Genomic DNA, 18570 nt, shown 5'->3' with positions numbered 1-18570 from the left:
ATTTATTCTTAATTTTTAATATATCCTTCTTAAAAAAGAAGTTATCATTCCTATTTATATTCTACAATAATCTATTAATTCTCCACTTTTACGATAGCCATTTTCCCGTTGTATGGTTTGTTTCCTTTTGCTTCTAATGCTTTAGTTGCTTCTGGTAAACCATCAAACTTTTCGTAATAGATATAATATTTACTTGTTGTTACATTATAAAAGAAATTAATATCTGAACGTCCTGCTGCAACAGCCTGAGTCAGGAATTGATCTCTTTTTTCAACACTGCTGTGAACAGCAATAATCATATAATAACCACTTTCAGAATTTTTAATATTCTTGATAATCTGCATATTCGATTGGTCTTCACCAAAATCAAAATCACTTGCTGTTAATGGCGTGTTGCTTACTTTGGTAGTTTCTTTTATACGTTTAAGCGCTGCAAGATCCTGTGCATATCTACCTTGATCATTTTCATAAGCTGCACGTTTAATTCTACGTTTTTTCTCTATTTCAGTTTCAGCTTTAATACGCTCTAAATTCGCTAATAAATCTGCACTGTCCTGCTCCATTTTTAATTGAGCCGCTTTCAGTTCATTAATTTTCTCTAGGTAAGCCTTGTTTAAAGCATCATTTTTATTTGGTACTTTTTTAAGTCTTTCGTTATATAAATTTGTCAGTTTATTAAGCTCGTCTTTTGAATTTTTATTTGCTTCAGCAAGCTGTAATTTGAAAGCTTCTAACTGACTGTTTTCTGCTGCAACACTTTTAAATGGTTTAGGCTCTCTGTAGATTCCTTTTTCACTTAAATCATTCTCTTCTCTCAAGTCATCTAAGTCCTTTTGTTTATTTGCTACTGTTGCCGTAAACTGTGAATACAACTCTTTTTGTGTTTTAATAGCGGCTTCTATAGCTTTAGATAAAGCCTCAATTTCTTTTGCCGAATCATCTTTTGGAGTTGCCGCTAATTTTGCAGCTGCATCTGCATCTGCTTTCGCTTTTGCATCGGCCTCTAATTTCGCTTTCAATTCTGCTTCTTCAGCAAGTCTTGCTTGTAGAGCTTCTGCATCTGCTTTCGCTTTTGCATCTGCTGCTAATTTTGCCAAACGCGCTTCCTCGTCAGCTTTTGCTTTTTGTTCTACAGCTTGTTTCGCTTGAAGTGCATCAGCATCTGCTTTTGCTTTGGCGTCAGCAAGTAATTTTGCCTGTAATGCTATTGCGTCAGCTTTTGCTTTTGCATCGGCAGCAAGTTTAGCTTTAAGTGCTTCTGCATCAGCTTTTGCTTTGGCGTCAGCATCTAATTTTGCCTGACGAGCTTCTTCAGCAGCTTTTGCTTTAGCGTCAGCAGCTTGTTTTGCCTGAAGTGCTTCTGCATCTGCTTTCGCTTTTGCATCTGCAACAAGTTTTGCTTTAAGAGCATCTGCGTCAGCTTTTGCTTTAGCATCAGCCGCAAGTTTAGCTTGTTTTGCTTCTGCATCTGCTTTTGCTTTTTCATCAGCAGCTAACTTAGCCAAGCGGGCTTCTTCAGCTGCTTGTAATTGTTTTGCCTCTGCTTCTGCTTTCATTCTTTCAGTTGCTTCTGCATCCGCTTTTACTTTTGCATCAGCAAGTAATTTTGCTTGTAATGCTTCCATATCTGCTTTTGCTTTTGCATCTGCAGCTAATTTTGCTTGTTGCGCTTCTGCATCAGCTTTTGCCTTTGCATCTGCTGCAAGTTTCGCTTGTAATGCTTCTGCATCTGCTTTCGCCTTAGCATCTGCTGCTAATTTTGCTTCAGCTGCTTGTTTTGCTTGAAGTGCTTCTGCATCCGCTTTTGCTTTTGCATCTGCTGCAAGTTTAGCTTGTAATGCTTCTGCGTCAGCTTTCGCTTTTGCATCTGCAGCTAATTTAGCTACACGCGCTTCCTCATCCGCTTTTACTTTTGCTTCAGCAGCTTGTTTTGCTTGAAGCGCTTCTGCATCTGCTTTTGCTTTTGCGTCTGCTACTAATTTAGCTTGCAATGCTTCTGCATCTGCTTTCGCTTTTGCATCTGCAGCTAATTTTGCTTGTTGCGCTTCTGCATCAGCTTTTACTTTTGCTTCAGCTGCTTGTTTCGCTTTAAGCGCTTCTGCATCAGCTTTTGCTTTTGCATCTGCAGTTAATTTTGCTTGACGTGCTTGTTCAGCCTCTTCCAATTGTTTTGCTTCTGCTTCAGCTTTTAATTTCGCTGTTGCTTCTGCATCTGCTTTTACTCTTGCATCAGCAATTAATTTTGCTTGTAATGCTTCCATGTCAGCTTTTGCTTTCGCGTCTGCGGCAAGTTTAGCTTGTACTGCATCTGCTTCGGCTTTAACTTTTGCTTCAGCGGCTTGTTTTGCTTGTAATGCTTCCGCATCAGCTTTCGCTTTTGCATCTGCAGCTAATTTTGCTTGCAATGCTTCTGCATCGGCTTTCGCTTTTGCGTCGGCAGCAAGTTTAGCTTGTACTGCATCTGCTTCGGCTTTAACTTTTGCTTCAGCAGCTTGTTTCGCTTGTAGTGCTTCTGCATCAGCTTTCGCTTTTGCATCTGCAGCTAGTTTTATTTTCAATGCTTCTGCATCAGCTTTTGCTTTTGCTTCAGCTGCAATTAATGCTTGTCTTGCTTCTGCATCCGCTTTCGCTTTTGCATCAGCAGCTAATTTTTCTTTTAAGGCTGCTTCCTCTGCTGTTTTTGCTTTCGCGTCAGCGGCTAATTTTGCCTTATTTGCGGCGTCTATATTCGCTTTAGTTTTTGAGTCTGCAGCAGCTTTTGCTTTTGCATCAGCGGCCAGTTTTGCCTGATAAGCATCTGAGTCTGCTTTTGCTTTTGCATCAGCAGCTAAAATTGATTGTAAATCAGCAGCTTCGGCTTTCGCTTTTGCATCGGCTTTTCTCTTCGCTTCAGCAGCATCGGCTTTTGCTTTTGCATCAGCAGCAAGTTTTACTTTTAATGCTTCTGCATCAGCTTTTGCTTTTTCAGCTGTTAACTCTGCTTGTGTTTTTTGTGCCGTTGCAGGCTCGCTTGCCGCTTTTGCTTTAGCAGCATTTTCAGCGTCAGCTTTCGCTTTAGCATCTGCAGCTAATTTTAATTTTAATGCTTCAGCATCAGCTTTTGATTTGTCTGCCGCTAGTTGTGCCGCAGTTTTTTGTGGTTCTGGCTTAGCAGCTGCCGCTTTCGCTTTTGCAGCTTCAGCATCAGCTTTTGACTTATCTGCAGCAAGTTTTATTCTTAGTGCTTCAGCATCAGCTTTTGATTTGTCTGCCGCTAACTGTGCTGCAGTTTTTTGTTCTCCTGTTGCTGTCTTGCTTGCAGTTAATGCTTGTGCTCTTGCAGCAGCAGCAGCATCTACTCTAGCTTTATTATCTGCAGCTAATTTTATTCTGCGTGCTTCAGCATCAGCTCTAGCTTTATCTGCAGCCAATTGGGCTTGTGTTTTTTGTTCTGTCGAAACTGCTTTGTTTGCAGTTGCAGTTTGGGCTCTTGCAGCAGCAGCAGCATCTGCTTTAGCTTTAGCTTCTGCAGCTAATTTTAGTTTTTGTGCTTCGGCAGCGTCTACTTTCGCTTTATTGTCTGCTAGTAATTTTGCTTTTGCGGCTTCGGCGTCAGCCTTTGCTTTTTCTGCAGCAGCTAATCTCACTTGTTGGGCTTCTGCATCAGCTTTCGCTTTTGCTTCGGCTGCAAGTCTTGCTTTTTCAGCAGTATCTACTCGAGTTACCGGTGTAGTTGATTTTTTAGCCATTACTGGTTTTGACTTAGCAGGATCAATAAGCGAACCTTCTTCATCGTCACCGTAATAGTAATTTTTGCTTTTGAATTTGTAGGCAATTGCAAATTCATGAGAACCACCTAAATTAGAAAAGTTGCCCATTCCTCTTTCGTAGTTGTATTCTATAGCAATGCTAGGAGAAATATTTACTCCCAATCCTGCAGAAACTCCGTATAATGTATTATAGCCAGCTTGAGCCCAAACTCCTTGCGGAATTGCGATCATCGCCAGACCTGAAAGTACTGTTTTATCTTTTTTAAGTTCTGTTCTTACAATTCCAGAAAATTTACTTCTGTCAAAAAAGCCATAACTATCAATATATCCGGTGTACATTGCATGCAGTTGAATAGCTCTCTCTGGATCGTCTTTAACCATTCCAGAACCAAAATTATAAAGTACTAAATTGTTTACTGCTAATCCGAAATCAAGAAAAGCTGTCCCGTAATTAATACCTGGATTTACAGTAAGAATTGTATTGGATGGATAATCACCAGTTAAAACGGTGTCATCCTCTGATATTATTTTCCCTTTGTTTAAGCCACTTTGATAAGCCCCAACATTTAAACCAAAAGTTAAATTACTGTCCTGTTCTAAAACAATGTTGTGTGCAAAATTCGCTACTCCGCCAAAAACGGTCATTAAACCATAATTTTGCTGAAATAAGCCAAAAGCAAATGCTTCATTTTCTCTAAAACGTCCTGAGTAATTAAACAAATAAGTATTTGGAGCATCTTCAAATTGTACCCATTGTCTTTTATTATAAAAACTAACATACGCATTTGTTTCGCGAACAAAACTGAATGTTGGATTAATTAAATATCTATTAAACTTTAAAGAATTTCTGATAGGTATGGAAAACGAAACAACTCCATTCTCAGGAGCATCCTGTGAATAGAGTACATTTGAAAAACCGTAAAATAAAGTTATGAATAGTAGGATTTTCTTCATATTATTTTATCACAGTTATTGATCCTTTTTTTTCACCTGCGTCGCCTTTAATGACATAGTAATAAACTGGATTTACATTTTTAAAATCAATTGAGGTCTGGGGCCAGTCGCCTTGATAATCGACGACATCTAAAACCTTATCGCCATTCGAACTTATAATCATGACGTTGGTTGTTGCATTTTTATATTCATTTGGAATATTCCAATACGGTATTCTTCCTCGTAAATTAATAATGTTTGGGATAACTCCTGAAGGGCCTGAATTTCCTAAAACTTTAAATACTAATTCTTTTGTAGCTATACATCCTGAAGCTTGCGAAATTTTTACTTTATAATTACCTCTAACGGCTATTAGATAAGTGTCTGTCGTTGCACCAGAAATAAGAGTATTGTTTAAATACCACTCATAAGTTGGACTTGTTGCATCTGTTGTTACAGTAGCATTTACAGTTTCACCTTCGTTAAGTTCAAACTCATCTGCAACATCAATACTTGCATTAAAACTATTGTTTTTAAGATCAATTGTTCCCGTAGCTTTACATCCTCCAAAATCAACATCAACCGTATAAACAGCTTCTTCATTTGTAGTATAATTTCTACCTGTCTCGCCAGAGATTACTGTGCCATTCTTCTTCCAAACATAACTGTTTCCAGATGTAGCTGTTAAAACTGTACCTGTTCCGTTTGAACAAAAAGGGTTTCCTAAACTTGAGGTTACAGTAACTCCAGATCCTGAACTTGAAGAAGTTACAGTAACACGATTAGAACTAAAGTTAACATCAGAACATAACCCATAATCAATCTCTGCGTAGTATTTTCCGGTAGTATTTACAAGTAACGTACTAGAGCTTTGTCCTGTAATTCGAACATCGTCTTTATACCACTTGTATTTAATTTTTGAATAATTTACTGGAGATGAATTTGGAACAGTTGGCGTTTCGTTATTAATCGTAAGCGTTAGACTTCCGCCAGAACATATCATAGCAGCATCGCTTCTGTTATTAATAAAGAAAGAAGCTTCGTAATCTTTGTAATAGGCGGGAAAAGAAGTGTTTCCTAAAGAATTTTTGAATCTTGTACTCGTTACTCCTGTGGAGCTTTTTACTCTTAAACCATAAGCATCAGATCCAATTAAATCAGTTGGTACGGCGTATTTAATCGTTTTTTGTGTTGCTGAAACATCAGTAGTAAGAAGTAGCGTTGTTGCAATTGGATTATTTGCACTATCAACCAATTCAACTACAAACGTTGTACCTGCAGGAAAATCTACATAACTAAATGTGGCATAAAATTCATTAAAACTTCCACCGGCGCATAATTTCTCTAAACCGTCAAACTGCTGTGGCACAATGGTTTGCGCATTAACGTTTGATTCGAAAGCAAATAATGCGCCGAAGAAAATTAAATATTTAGTTAAAAATAGAGTAGTTTTTTGAATCATATAGTGCGTTTTCTTGCTAAATCTATATTCTCAAAAAACAAAATATCAATGAATGTTTCTGAAAAATCATACTTATAGTTCTCGATAATGTCTTTTGCAAGAACAGAATAAGAGCCTGTAATTAACGATTCTTCTTGGCATTCTAAAGTCTGATTTTTTCCATCAGCTGCCATAGCAAGACTACCCTTGGGGATGGATAGTCCTGCTATAAACTGATTAGAATTATCTAATTTGCTAATACAAGCAGTATCAGCTATCTCGATCTTTTGGTTGCTGTTAAACGCCGTTGCAGTGCATTCTAAGTCATTAGAAACTGTAGTTGTTTCTGATTTACTTTGTGCGTGTAAACTTAATGCAATAGGCGAAACCAAAAATATAATATAAATATATTTTTTTATAGATGGGGCCATTATGTTTTGATCTTTATTTGAGTCCTGTTCGAGACGAATACATAAATTGTGTCTGGGGACTTAATTAATAAAATTTACGCTCTGAAATAAAAATCTAAATCTATCTATCTGTTTCCGCTAGATGCTGTGATTTTGCCTAACTGTAATCTGAAATCTGGTTTTTTAGGATTGTAGATATCAATGAATGTTTCTTTGTTATCACTTTGTGCCATAACATTGAAAAACACAGGGTTTCCGTACCAGCTTTCTAAATCTTCATTGTTTGAATTATACTCTGTAAAGATATTTCCGTTACATAAGTTAAAGTACATTTCTTCAATTTTAATTTTCTTAAGATTGGCATCATTAATCTCTGTCTTACTGTCTAATAAAACAGCAGGGTTAAATCCAGAGATCACACTGCGCTTCATTTCAAGAGAAGCAGTTTCAGCAACATAAATTGCCTCTTTTACTAAACCAGCCTGAATATCGGCTTTGATGTTCTCACTGTCGTTAAGCATTGTAATATTTGTAGCAACAACAAGTGTTTGTTTTTTAGTAAAATCTGTTTCATTTTTCTTTTCGAAAGATTTTACCTCTAAACAACGAGATCCGTCTTTATTACTAGATAAATAAGAAGATCTTACTGCCAATGAGTTGAATAAACGGCATTGAACACCTTGAGTAAATTTATAATCGTCGTTAATTGATTTGTAAGACACTAATTTAGTAGCATTTACATCACCTCCAAAAAAGGCAAATGAGTCACCACCAGAGTAGCTAACCATAACGTTTTCAAGTATTGTTTTGTTTCCAACACCAGCAACAGTTAAACCGTTAAAAGTATCAACTCCTTTAACTTTTTTTCCTGCAAATTCGATTCTCACATATCTTAAAATTCCTGAATTTCCCGCAACATTGTCACCACCGTAAGTAGTAAGTGTAGGATCAAGATCCATGTTGTAAGAACCAACATTTCCAAATTTATTGATTGGAGCATCTCCAAGAAGAACAAGTCCACCCCAGTCTCCAGCTTTTTTCTGGCTGCGGTTAGATGTAAATACGATTGGGTCAGTCTCTAAACCATCTGCAACTATTTGTGCACCTTTTGTAACTACCAAAGTTCCTTTAGTTTCGAAATCTCCGATAATTAAAGTTCCTGGCTCAATTGTTAAAACGGCATTGTTTGTAACATAAACGTTTCCTTGCAAAACATAAATATTCTTCTTCAGCAATTTAGTATTAACAGAAATGTTTCCTGCTAAAATTTGGTTTGCTTCTCCATACTCTACTTTGTTAGGCTTAAATTCGGTCCAGTTGTTCAACCAATTGTTATAGCCCATAATTCCTTTTTCTTGCTGAGCAGTCATACTTGTAACTGTCAAAAGAACACAGATCATTTGAGTAATTTTTTTCATGATATGGGGGTATTAAGGTTAATATATAAATTTGGGTATGCGTATGCGTATGCGTAAATGAAAAAACTCATCTCGATTTTTTCTGGCTTAAATCAGAACACATCGAGAACGAGTTGTTTTTTATCTCTTTTTAAAAATGACGCTTGAAACCCAATCCAATTACGTAAACACTTCAAAAAAGGTTTTAAAAAATATTTTATTTATTACATTTCATTCAATTCGTTGAATTCGTGTAATGATTTCAATGTGCTTTCGTAAAATAAAATTGCAGCAATTAAGTTTCCTTTATCTGAATAAGGCATCATTTTTCGCTGAAAATCTACAGTAGTATCTAAGAAGGTTGTAGTACCAACTGCCTGAGCATCTAATACTTTTTTGTGCTCACTATCGTCCGGAATACCTAAGTCTGCCATAGTAACACCTGGTTTAGTAACCAAAGCAATATAAGGAAGAGTCTTAACTAAAACTTTAATACGCTCAATGTACAACTCTAAAAGTTCTCCTTTTTGCATACCGCTCAATTCTTTTTGATCATGGTATTTGCGAATAAGAGCTGTTGTACTGATAATACTTCTTGGAGCATTTTTTGCTTGTGCTGAAATAGCGCCAGTTGTCAAGAAAAAAAGTGCACTTAAAAAAATAATTTTCCCTTTCATAGATTCTTATTTATAATTGGTTGTTATGAAAACAAAAATATATAAATTAACTTAAATTGCAACTTTATTGATTTCTTTTTTCAAAAAAAACCTTAAAGAAATCTTAAAATTTAGTCTTATGTCGAGAAAATATGCGTTTTAACGAGCTTTTTGTTAAATTTGTTAAGGCTTAAACTGTAAGGCAATAATTATTAAAAAAAGCCAAATATTTCTATTAATAACCAAAAAACACATACGATAATCGGTTTTTTGAAAAAACTATTAACAAAAAAGTCTTAATATCTCCTCGAAATGATCTCTTTATTAACACAAGTTGGTTAACAAGCTTAAAAAAATAGCCCAAAAACTTTTATTCTGCTATAAATAAAACTGCTTCGATAAACTTTTGCGCGAAAATTTTTGACTACATCATTTTCTTCTATCTTTGCTTCATGCAATTTTCTCAAATTTTAGGTCAAGATTACATCAAAAGTCACTTGATAAAAAGTGCAGCTTCTGGACGAATTCCGCACGCGCAATTATTCATAGGTCCAGAAGGAAGCGGTACATTATCAACGGCTATTGCTTACGCTCAATATATTTTATGCAGCAACACGGGCGATGAAAACTCAAACGGAAATGATTCCTGCAATTTGAAGTTTCAAAACATTTCGCATCCCGATCTGCATTTTATTTACCCAACTGTTACAACCGAAGATGTAAAAACCAAACCAAAAAGTTTAGATTTTATCCAAGATTGGCGCACATTTATTCAAGAAATGCCATACGGCGGATTATTTGACTGGTATAAAATTCTTGGTGTTCAGAACAAACAGGGAGAAATTCGTGTTGAAGATGCACAGGAAGTTTTAAAATCCCTCTCACTAAAATCTTACGAAGGCGGGTATAAAATTATGATTATCTGGATGGCCGATAAAATGAACATTGCGGCTTCAAATAAATTATTAAAGCTTTTAGAAGAGCCTTCTGATAAAACTATATTTATTCTGATTTCTGAAAACGAAGAAGATATTATTCAAACCATACGTTCTCGCTGTCAGGTAATTCACTTTAATGGACTACCAGAAAAAGTAATTGCAGAAGCTTTAGTTTCTCAGGAAAACATAGATCCTAATTTGGCTAAAAAAATTGCACATCAGGCTCAGGGAAATTTCAATAAAGCAATTCATCTTTTAAAAGAAGATGATTCTGAATATCCTTTTGAACAATGGTTTGTAAATTGGGTTCGCGCCGCTTTTAGAGCAAAAGGAAATGCAGCAGCAATTCAGGACTTGATTTCCTGGAGTGAAGAAATTGCATCTCTTGGACGCGAAAGCCAAAAAAAATTCATCCAGTTTTGTATCGAAATGTTTCGTCAGGCGCTTTTGCTTAATTATGAAACGCCAAGCTTAGTTTATATTGAACCAAAAGTTGACAAGTTTAAACTTGAAAATTTTGCGCCTTTTGTAAACGGAAATAATATTCACGAAATTTTCAAAGAGCTTTCAGATGCCATGTATCATATTGAAAGAAACGGAAATGCAAAAATAATCCTAACCGATTTATCTATAAAATTGACTCGTTTAATTCATAAAAAATAGTTTTCAAATGAATAATGTTGCCTCTATTTTACTTTTAGCGTTTTTAGCTTTAACTTTTTTACAATCAGGATATGAAAAAATATTTTATTGGAATGATAATGTTACCTGGCTTAAAGAACATTTTGCAAAAACACGTTTAAAAAACCAAGTGCCGCTTGCTTTGCTTCACCTTTTAATTTTAGAATTAATTTCTGGGGTGTTATGCGTAGTTGGTGCTATACAATTACTCACAAACAGCGGACGCGAATTTGGTTTTTACGGAGCCATTTTTTCGTGTATCAGTTTGTTAATGATGCTTTTCGGTCAGCGATTAGCCAAAGATTACGATGGTGCAAGAACCATTGTTATCTATTTTATTCCGGCTGTAATGGCTGTTTATTGGCTGAATTAAATCAGCTTGCTTATTTTAAAAATTTATATTAAAAAATGAATCCAAAACACCCTTCAGAATCTCTAACTATATTAACAGATTTAGTTTTACCGAGCGAAACAAATCCGCTAAACAACCTTTTTGGCGGCGAATTATTAGCCCGAATGGATCGCGCAGCAAGTATTGCAGCCCGCAGACATTCACGCCGAATTGTAGTTACAGCATCTGTAAATCACGTTGCCTTTAACAGAGCAATTTCTCTTGGAAGTGTTGTTACGGTTGAGGCAAAGGTTTCAAGATCTTTCAAAAGTTCGATGGAAGTTTTTATTGATGTTTGGGTAGAGGACCGCGAATCTGGGAACAGAACAAAAGCAAACGAAGCTATCTATACATTTGTTGCTGTTGACGATACCGGAAGACCTGTTGAAGTGCCGCCAATAGCGCCAGAAACCGAACTAGAAATTCAGCGTTTCGATGCAGCTTTACGAAGAAAACAATTGAGTTTATTACTTGCTGGAAAAATAAAACCTTCTGAAGCTACAGAATTAAAGGCTTTGTTTTTATAGTCATTTTGATACAATTTGGAACAATGAACTTCAAAAAAAAGAACTAATTTTACACCATTACAAGCCTGATACAAATCTAAATCAGTACGTTATTAATTTCTGATTTGTTTTGAGAATGAAAGAATTATAAAATTTTAGATGAAAGAAAAAGAAAAAAAAGAGATGAGTTCAGAGAAAGATGCCAAATTAAAAGCGTTACAACTTACGCTTGACAAACTAGATAAAACTTACGGAAAAGGAACCGTAATGAAAATGGGTGACAAAGCCATTGTTGAAGTAGAAACTATTTCTTCAGGTTCTCTTGGTGTTGATTTAGCTCTTGGGGTAAATGGATATCCAAAAGGAAGAATTATCGAAATATACGGACCAGAATCATCTGGTAAAACTACTTTAACATTACATGCAATTGCTGAAGCTCAAAAAGCGGGAGGAATTGCTGCTTTTATAGATGCTGAACATGCTTTTGATAGAAATTACGCTGAAAAATTAGGCGTAGATATCGAAAACTTGATCATCTCTCAGCCAGACAATGGAGAACAAGCTTTAGAAATTGCAGAAAACTTGATTCGTTCAGGCGCAATTGATATTGTGGTAATTGACTCGGTTGCGGCTTTGACTCCAAAAAGTGAAATCGAAGGTGAAATGGGAGATTCTAAAATGGGTCTTCACGCACGTTTAATGTCTCAAGCTTTGAGAAAATTAACGGGTACAATCAGCAAAACAAATTGTACTGTTTTCTTCATCAACCAGTTGAGAGAGAAAATTGGAGTTATGTTTGGAAATCCAGAAACTACAACAGGTGGTAACGCTTTAAAATTCTATGCTTCTGTTCGTTTAGATATTCGTCGTTCTTCTCAAATTAAAGACGGTGAAAATGTTATTGGAAACAGAACCAAAGTAAAAGTGGTTAAAAACAAAGTTGCTCCGCCTTTTAAAACTGCTGAATTCGACATTATGTATGGAGAAGGCGTTTCTAAAACTGGAGAAATTCTTGACTTGGCTGTTGAATTTGAGATTGTTAAAAAAGCAGGATCTTGGTTCAGCTATGGAGATACTAAATTAGGACAAGGCCGTGATGCGGTTAAAGCGCTAATTAAAGACAATCCAGAATTAGCTGATGAATTAGAAGCAAAAATTAAAGCTCATATCAAAGAATTAGCAAACGCATAAAACTATAAAGCCAGCAAATTGCTGGCTTTTTTATTTACAGCCCGACATGTTTTTAACTTGTCGGGTTTTTTATTTCAAAAAAAATAAAAAAATGACGCAACCATTTTGCAATAGCGCTATCTAGTTAAATAGACGTAAGAAGTTGATTTGGTACTTGGCCATAAGTACCACTTTCAGAGACTTTTTAGAATAAATTTGGTTGGTTTATGTCAATAAAAATCCGTCGGCTTAATTTGGTGCTGGCGGGTTTTTATTATTTTTTGGGGAAAAGTTTATTTTAACGCAACCTTTTTGATTTTTAGCTCTCTTTTATATTATGAAGTTAACTTGAGTTTGACAAAACTCTTTATTATCAACCCATAATATTTTAGTCATGAAAGAGAAAATAGAAGTGTTGTACAGTAAAAACAGAAAAAAAACCAAATTAAAACTACGAAAAGTATTGCGTTTTATTTCAGAAAAAATAATACACAGATAAATTTTGGATATAAATAAGGGGTTATTTTAGTTCAAAAGAAAACCCGACAATCCTGATGCTTAAGGTTTGTCGGGTTATATATTTGGAAATTACTTTTTAGGTTTCTCTTTTTTAAATTCAAGCAATCCTTTGTATATCAATTGTCTAATTTGATCCCGAAGATCTTTTCGGTTTTCGCCGCCTAATCCTTTTGTTTCTACAAATGGCAGGACTTTTACGCGCATTTTTCCTGGGCTTCCACTTAAAAAAGTATATGAAAAACGCTCTTTGTTATCGGCAAAAACAATCGGAACTATCGGAATTTGATGCTCAATTGCTAGACGAAATGCTCCGTCTTTAAACTCATCCAGCAGAACACTTTCGTCATCTGGAACTCCTCCTTCTGGAAAAATACAAATACTAAGCCCTTGATTTAGTCTGTCTTGCGCTCTTTTAAAAACATCATTTTTACTTCTAGAAGAATTTCTGTCAACCAAAATACAAGTTCGTTTGTAAAAAAACCCGAATAACGGAATCTTAACCAATTCTTTTTTTCCAACAAATACAAACGGATTTCTAACTACTGCCAACATTAGCATGATGTCGGTCATCGAAGTATGATTCGCTACAATCATGTAGCTTTTGTTTTTTATTAATTTCTCTTGACGTTCGACTTTATAATAAAAACCCATCCCAAAAAGGATAAATTTAGCCCAAATGCGAGCCATTTTAAAGAAATACGGATATCCACTTTCTGATATAATAGAAATCAGCAAAAACGGCAACATAATCAATATCGGAATGGCCATCAGAATATAAAACCAAATGCGCCATAAAACCCAAAAAACAATCTTAATTCCTTTCATGGTTTCAAATGTAAGAAAAGAGAAATTAATTTAGATTCTTAGCTCATTAGATTTTTAGAATATTAGGCTTTTCTTTTAAAATAAACTTTAAATCCGCTATATGTAAAATAAACTTGCAGAGTTTGCGAAAAACTTTGCGAACTTTGCGGATAAAAAAAATAAACTTGCAATCTTTGCAGTTAAAGAATAAGAAAAACGAGAATGGCAAAAATACTTACTGGTGTTCAGAGTACTGGAACGCCACACTTAGGCAATTTATTGGGCGCAATTATTCCTGCAATTGAGTTATCAAACAATCCGGCAAACGAATCGTATTTGTTTATCGCTGATTTACATTCGATAACACAAATTAAGGACGGGAAAACTTTAAGAGAAAACACATATAGCACTGCTGCTGCATGGCTTGCATGCGGATTAAATCCTGACAAAGTTACATTTTACAGACAGTCTGATGTAACTCAAACAGCCGAATTGACTTGGTATTTAAGTTGCTTTTTTCCGTTTCAGCGTTTGACTTTAGCACATTCTTTCAAAGATAAATCAGATCGTTTAGACGACGTGAATGCTGGACTTTTTACTTATCCGATGTTAATGGCGGCAGATATTTTGTTGTACGATGCCGAATTTGTTCCGGTTGGAAAAGACCAATTGCAGCATTTAGAAATCACACGCGATGTGGCTTCCCGTTTCAATCATCAAATGGGCGAAACATTTGTAATTCCTGAAGCTAAAATTCAAGAAGACAGTATGTTGATTCCCGGAACGAATGGCGGAAAAATGAGTAAGTCGGCCAATAATATTATCAATATTTTCTTGGATGATAAAACACTTCGAAAACAAGTAATGAGTATAGAAACGGACAGCACACCGCTTGAAGAACCAAAAAATCCAGATACTTGTAATGCTTTTGCAATTTATTCGCTTTTAGCAGATGATGCCCAAATTGCAGCAATGAGAGCCAATTATTTAGGAGGTAATTATGGTTACGGTCATGCAAAACAGGCTCTTTTTGAATTGATTACAGAAAAATTTAAAACTGAAAGAGAAAAATACAATTACTACATCAACAATCTTGAAGAAGTAGATGCACTATTGAAAAAAGGAGCTTCAAAAGCTTCAGTTGTAGCTGATGGCGTTTTGGCAAAAGTTCGTCAAGTTCTTGGATTTGGAAAATAGAAATATGGGTCAGGAATTACAACAATTTCAATCAATGAATTTTTGAAAATTGTTGTAATTTTTGACAATTGTTTTTTTATTAGATTGCCTCAAACAATTTTCCCGGCAACGGCCTAATTACACCTTTAAGTTCCATATTCAAAAGAATTCCCGAAATTCTATATATTGGAAAATCGCATTGCAGCGCAATAACATCCAGCAATTCTTTTCCATTTATTAACAAGAAATCGTAAATCCTTTGTTCATCAGGTTCTAAATCGACAAACAATTGTTTTTGTATCGGTTTTGCTTTATTTTCAACATCCCAATTCAGCATATAAATTAAATCGGCGGCACTGCTCAAAACATTTGCTTTTTGCGTTTTAATGAGATCATTACAGCCTTGGCTGTATTTATCTGTTACGCGTCCTGGAACAGCAAAAACATCACGGTTATAATCGTTGGCCATATTCGCGGTAATAAGCGATCCGCCTCGATCTGCAGATTCTATAACAATGGTGGCTTCGGTCATTCCGGCAACGATGCGGTTTCGGCGTACAAATTTTTCTTTATCTGGGTTTGAGGAGCTCCAAAACTCGGTAATAAATCCGCCATTTTCTTCCATTTTTGCAATATATTTTTTGTGCGTTTTTGGATAAATTTGGTTTAACCCATGTGCTAAAACTCCAATTGTCTGCAAGTTGTTTTCCATCGCCAATTGATGCGCGACAATATCAACTCCGTAGGCAAATCCACTTACAATAACTGGATCAAGAGGTACTAAATCTTCGATTAATTTTTTGCAGAAGTCTGTTCCGTACGAAGTAATCTGGCGAGTCCCGACAATACTGATTAATTTTTTGTTTTTTAAATTTATTTTCCCAGACGAAAAAATCAAAACAGGAGAATCGATACAATGTTTAAGCCTTTCCGGATAATCTTCATCCTTAAAAAAGGAAACTTTTATACCGTCCGATTTAATAAATTCAAGTTCCTGATTGGCTTTTTCAAAAATGGTTTTGTCTTTTAAATTTCGAAGCAATACAGAACCAACTCCATCAATTCCAGATATTTGAGTTGGTTTCATTTTAAAAACAGATTCGGCATTTCCACAATGCATCAACAATTTTTTGGCCATAATATCTCCAACGCCATCCACTTTTAATAAGGCTAATAAATAAAATAATTCTTGATCTGACATGGCTTTTAAATTGTGTTAAGCGTGGCGAAAAATTTTTGAAATCAACATTTTGCAATCGATTTTTAAGAACGGCAAATATATAAATTAGAAGTAAATTCTTTCAAAAAATAAATAATTAAACATTTCGCAGGAGTTTTAATAAAACACTAAATTTATTTAACTAATTGAAAATTAATTGTATATAAAAATATTCGAATTGTTAATAAAAATTGTGAATAAAATTTTGATAACTATATTCGTTGCATAACTTTGTTACTATGAAAATCGAAACTTATATAGCACAGTTATTATATCGTTATCAGTGTGTAACGGTTCCAGGCTTTGGAGCATTTTTAACCGAAATTCAATCGGCACAGCTGAATGAAAGCACAAATTCGTTTTTTCCGCCTAAAAAAATGCTCTCTTTTAACAGTCATCTTAAAAACAATGATGGACTGTTGGCTAATCATATCGCTCACTCAGAAAAAACATCATATGGTTTTGCTGTCAGCGCAATCGCATTCGAAGTTTTAAGCTGGAAGAAAACCTTAGAAGAAGGAGGTTCAATCAGTTTGAAGAATATTGGAGAAATTCGTTTTAATTCCGAAAAAAATATCATTTTTACACCAAACGATCAAACTAACTATTTGGCGACTTCTTTTGGATTAAGCCCGTTTGTTTCTCCAATTGTAAAAAAAGAGATCTTCGAGAAAAAAATCGAGAAAATTACAGAAAAAGAAACAGTTGCATTATATGAGGACGAAGAAAAATCATCAAATTCTCTTTTAAAATATGCTGCATTTTTTGTCTTAGGACTTGGAATCACAGGAAGCATTGGATATCCTCTGTATCAAAATCAGATCGACAGCAAAACACTTATTGTAGAAAGTGCTGTTCAGAAAAAAGTACAAAACAAAATTCAGGAAGCTACATTTTTTATCCAAAATCCATTGCCTGCAGTAACACTTTCAGTTGACTCTGCAAAAGTAGAAATGGCTGAAAAAGTAATGCCTTACCATATTATGGCTGGGGCTTACAGAAGCGAACAAAATGCAAGAAAAGCGTATAACCAACTAATTAAGGATGGTTACCAAGCAAGAATGCTGGGAGAAAACAAACACGGATTATTTCCTGTTTTGTACGGAAGCTACGCAACAATGGCTGAAGCCGAAAAAGCACAAAAAGAAATACAAAAAGGCGAAAATCCAGATGCTTGGATTCTCATCGAAAATCTATAAAATTTTAAAAATCCTATTCAGCCGAATAGGATTTTTTTTGTCTTATTTTATCTTTTTAAAAACCTCATTATACTCCCTACAGATAATTGTACGGCTATTTTTGCGCTTATTTATTATTAAAAATAACGCAATGAATTTTACATTAAAATTATGTTTAGCTCTACTTTTAGCGATGAGTTCTCAGTCTTTTTTTGCACAACAATTCAAAGACCAGAAAACTCAGGAAATTGAATTTAGAAATTCAGAAAATGAAGCAAGAAGAATTTCAGAAGAGAATCATAAAAGACTTGACGACAAAATTTCAGACTTAAAGAAACAACAAAAAGAAGTTGAAACAAAGAAGAAAAACCTCGTTAAATCTGAAAATGATTTAAAATCAACAAAAGAAAAAATCAGCAAATTGGAACTTGCAAATCAAAAGATCGAAAGTAAAATAACAACAACTTCGGTTTCTGATGAAGAAATTCAAAAACAAAGAATAAAAACTAAAGAAAACGAGGTAAGTATTCAAAAACTTAAATTGACGCAAATAACACAGCAAAAAGAGCTCGAAAAGGTTATTTCATCGCTGTAAACAAAAAACCCAATTCATTGAATTGGGTTTTTTGTTTATCGTGGAACAATGATTGCATCTTGAGAAAGTATTTCTTCACCGTTTTGGTAAATCGTGAGTGAAGCTGGCGGCGAATCTGAAGTGCCCAAAACAATAATGTAGCACTCGTAAAGATACGCACCTTTTTTAAAATTGAATTTGCTGTTTCCTCCACTTCCATCTGCAATCCATTTTCCGTTAGAAATTATTAAATCCGGTTCTTCGCTCATGGATTTTTTAATTGACCATGAAGCGTATCTGTAATTTTCATTTCCTAAATCGTCAATTCTTATTCGGAATTTTGATGTTTCTAAAATATAAAGCGGTTTTTTGAAAGTCGCAATAGATGAATGTAATTTTGTTTTCTCTCCAGAGATCAACTTATTTTTAAGAGCGGTCTCTGCTTTAGATTGGTAATTGATACTTATAATTTTTCCGTCAGTATCAATCCATAATGTACCCTGATTCAGCATAATACCGCGCCAGCCAACCTCAGACCAATCTTTCGCCGGATTCGATTTTACTATTTCTGCTTTTAAAGCAGCATCAAAAATTTGATCATATCTCTTTAAAAATTCAGCTTTGTTTTTAACAGCAGGAATAGGATATTCACGACTGAGCGGAAAAGAGATAAAAGAAGCAACTCCAGCTTTGTTATTACTTTTTACATTTGCGATAAAGCTTTTAACGAACTTTTGATATTCTGGTTTTAAATCCTGACTTACAGCATTCTGCAGTGAAAAAATAAGTAATGCAATGTATATTAACTTTTTCATGTTTTCTATTTTA

General features: G+C 34.9%; 15 protein-coding genes. 7 read left to right on the top strand and 8 right to left on the bottom strand.

Annotation, left to right across the window (positions count from 1 at the left end; translation table 11 throughout):
* Positions 1-74: 74 nt before the first annotated feature.
* The 5 genes from IR010_RS07975 to IR010_RS07955 form a co-directional block, all read right to left on the bottom strand.
* The gene (locus IR010_RS07975) at positions 75-4703 is read right to left on the bottom strand and encodes a type IX secretion system membrane protein PorP/SprF (RefSeq protein WP_194602956.1); all 4629 of its coding nucleotides are present in this window, start codon (positions 4701-4703) and stop codon (positions 75-77) included.
* Position 4704: 1 nt separating this feature from the next.
* Positions 4705-6144: a gliding motility protein SprC gene (gene sprC / locus IR010_RS07970; RefSeq protein ID WP_194602953.1), complete on the bottom strand. Its 1440-nt coding sequence runs from the start codon at positions 6142-6144 to the stop codon at positions 4705-4707.
* Positions 6141-6554: a hypothetical protein gene (locus IR010_RS07965; protein ID WP_029271291.1), complete on the bottom strand. Its 414-nt coding sequence runs from the start codon at positions 6552-6554 to the stop codon at positions 6141-6143. Before IR010_RS07965 ends, sprC begins: the two co-directional genes overlap by 4 nt.
* Positions 6555-6658: 104 nt before the next feature.
* The gene (locus IR010_RS07960; RefSeq protein ID WP_029271293.1) at positions 6659-7951 is read right to left on the bottom strand and encodes a hypothetical protein; all 1293 of its coding nucleotides are present in this window, start codon (positions 7949-7951) and stop codon (positions 6659-6661) included.
* A gap of 203 nt (positions 7952-8154) precedes the next feature.
* Entirely contained in the window at positions 8155-8607 is a 453-nt protein-coding gene (locus IR010_RS07955) for a hypothetical protein (RefSeq protein ID WP_029271295.1), read from the bottom strand.
* A gap of 431 nt (positions 8608-9038) precedes the next feature.
* Here IR010_RS07955 and IR010_RS07950 point away from each other — a divergent pair, with 431 nt between their 5' ends.
* From IR010_RS07950 to recA, 4 genes are all read left to right on the top strand, one after another.
* A complete protein-coding gene (locus tag IR010_RS07950; protein ID WP_194567545.1) occupies positions 9039-10187 on the top strand; it encodes an ATP-binding protein in 1149 nt (382 codons plus the stop codon).
* Positions 10188-10194: 7 nt separating this feature from the next.
* Complete coding sequence (locus IR010_RS07945; protein ID WP_029271298.1) at positions 10195-10578, top strand: hypothetical protein; 384 nt, start codon at positions 10195-10197, stop codon at positions 10576-10578.
* A gap of 35 nt (positions 10579-10613) precedes the next feature.
* A complete protein-coding gene (locus IR010_RS07940; RefSeq protein ID WP_029271300.1) occupies positions 10614-11123 on the top strand; it encodes an acyl-CoA thioesterase in 510 nt (169 codons plus the stop codon).
* A 162-nt stretch (positions 11124-11285) separates the two neighbouring features.
* Positions 11286-12293 (top strand): recombinase RecA, encoded by a 1008-nt coding sequence (gene recA, locus IR010_RS07935; RefSeq protein ID WP_029271301.1) that lies wholly within the window; start codon positions 11286-11288, stop codon positions 12291-12293.
* 567 nt (positions 12294-12860) lie between these two features.
* On the opposite strand, the gene IR010_RS07930 is transcribed toward recA, so the two are convergent.
* The gene (locus tag IR010_RS07930; RefSeq protein ID WP_029271303.1) at positions 12861-13616 is read right to left on the bottom strand and encodes a lysophospholipid acyltransferase family protein; all 756 of its coding nucleotides are present in this window, start codon (positions 13614-13616) and stop codon (positions 12861-12863) included.
* 201 nt (positions 13617-13817) lie between these two features.
* Between IR010_RS07930 and trpS the strand changes: the two genes are divergently transcribed.
* A complete protein-coding gene (trpS, locus tag IR010_RS07925) occupies positions 13818-14792 on the top strand; it encodes a tryptophan--tRNA ligase (RefSeq protein WP_194602950.1) in 975 nt (324 codons plus the stop codon).
* A 79-nt stretch (positions 14793-14871) separates the two neighbouring features.
* Here the strand turns inward: trpS and dprA are convergent, their stop codons facing one another.
* Positions 14872-15972: a DNA-processing protein DprA gene (gene dprA / locus IR010_RS07920; RefSeq protein WP_194602947.1), complete on the bottom strand. Its 1101-nt coding sequence runs from the start codon at positions 15970-15972 to the stop codon at positions 14872-14874.
* Between the two features lie 257 nt (positions 15973-16229).
* Here dprA and IR010_RS07915 point away from each other — a divergent pair, with 257 nt between their 5' ends.
* Both IR010_RS07915 and IR010_RS07910 read left to right on the top strand, forming a co-directional pair.
* Positions 16230-17189: an SPOR domain-containing protein gene (locus tag IR010_RS07915; RefSeq protein ID WP_029271309.1), complete on the top strand. Its 960-nt coding sequence runs from the start codon at positions 16230-16232 to the stop codon at positions 17187-17189.
* A gap of 130 nt (positions 17190-17319) precedes the next feature.
* A complete protein-coding gene (locus tag IR010_RS07910; protein WP_194567551.1) occupies positions 17320-17763 on the top strand; it encodes a hypothetical protein in 444 nt (147 codons plus the stop codon).
* A gap of 35 nt (positions 17764-17798) precedes the next feature.
* Here IR010_RS07910 and IR010_RS07905 read toward each other — a convergent pair whose 3' ends face one another.
* Positions 17799-18557, bottom strand: coding sequence for a hypothetical protein (locus IR010_RS07905; protein WP_194567553.1), 759 nt, complete (start codon positions 18555-18557; stop codon positions 17799-17801).
* Positions 18558-18570 lie beyond the last annotated feature (13 nt).

This window comes from Flavobacterium sp. MR2016-29 (assembly GCF_015350695.1).
GTDB lineage: Bacteria > Bacteroidota > Bacteroidia > Flavobacteriales > Flavobacteriaceae > Flavobacterium.
This window is presented reverse-complemented; position numbering and strand designations above follow the sequence as displayed.

What these genes read in the sequence shown, in the direction of transcription:
- IR010_RS07975 (WP_194602956.1), bottom strand. Translation starts at nt 4,703, where the DNA reads ATGAAGAAAATCCTACTATTCATAACTTTATTTTACGGTTTTTCAAAT.
- sprC (WP_194602953.1), bottom strand. Translation starts at nt 6,144, where the DNA reads ATGATTCAAAAAACTACTCTATTTTTAACTAAATATTTAATTTTCTTC.
- IR010_RS07965 (WP_029271291.1), bottom strand. Translation starts at nt 6,554, where the DNA reads ATGGCCCCATCTATAAAAAAATATATTTATATTATATTTTTGGTTTCG.
- IR010_RS07960 (WP_029271293.1), bottom strand. Translation starts at nt 7,951, where the DNA reads ATGAAAAAAATTACTCAAATGATCTGTGTTCTTTTGACAGTTACAAGT.
- IR010_RS07955 (WP_029271295.1), bottom strand. Translation starts at nt 8,607, where the DNA reads ATGAAAGGGAAAATTATTTTTTTAAGTGCACTTTTTTTCTTGACAACT.
- IR010_RS07950 (WP_194567545.1), top strand. Translation starts at nt 9,039, where the DNA reads ATGCAATTTTCTCAAATTTTAGGTCAAGATTACATCAAAAGTCACTTG.
- IR010_RS07945 (WP_029271298.1), top strand. Translation starts at nt 10,195, where the DNA reads ATGAATAATGTTGCCTCTATTTTACTTTTAGCGTTTTTAGCTTTAACT.
- IR010_RS07940 (WP_029271300.1), top strand. Translation starts at nt 10,614, where the DNA reads ATGAATCCAAAACACCCTTCAGAATCTCTAACTATATTAACAGATTTA.
- recA (WP_029271301.1), top strand. Translation starts at nt 11,286, where the DNA reads ATGAGTTCAGAGAAAGATGCCAAATTAAAAGCGTTACAACTTACGCTT.
- IR010_RS07930 (WP_029271303.1), bottom strand. Translation starts at nt 13,616, where the DNA reads ATGAAAGGAATTAAGATTGTTTTTTGGGTTTTATGGCGCATTTGGTTT.
- trpS (WP_194602950.1), top strand. Translation starts at nt 13,818, where the DNA reads ATGGCAAAAATACTTACTGGTGTTCAGAGTACTGGAACGCCACACTTA.
- dprA (WP_194602947.1), bottom strand. Translation starts at nt 15,972, where the DNA reads ATGTCAGATCAAGAATTATTTTATTTATTAGCCTTATTAAAAGTGGAT.
- IR010_RS07915 (WP_029271309.1), top strand. Translation starts at nt 16,230, where the DNA reads ATGAAAATCGAAACTTATATAGCACAGTTATTATATCGTTATCAGTGT.
- IR010_RS07910 (WP_194567551.1), top strand. Translation starts at nt 17,320, where the DNA reads ATGAATTTTACATTAAAATTATGTTTAGCTCTACTTTTAGCGATGAGT.
- IR010_RS07905 (WP_194567553.1), bottom strand. Translation starts at nt 18,557, where the DNA reads ATGAAAAAGTTAATATACATTGCATTACTTATTTTTTCACTGCAGAAT.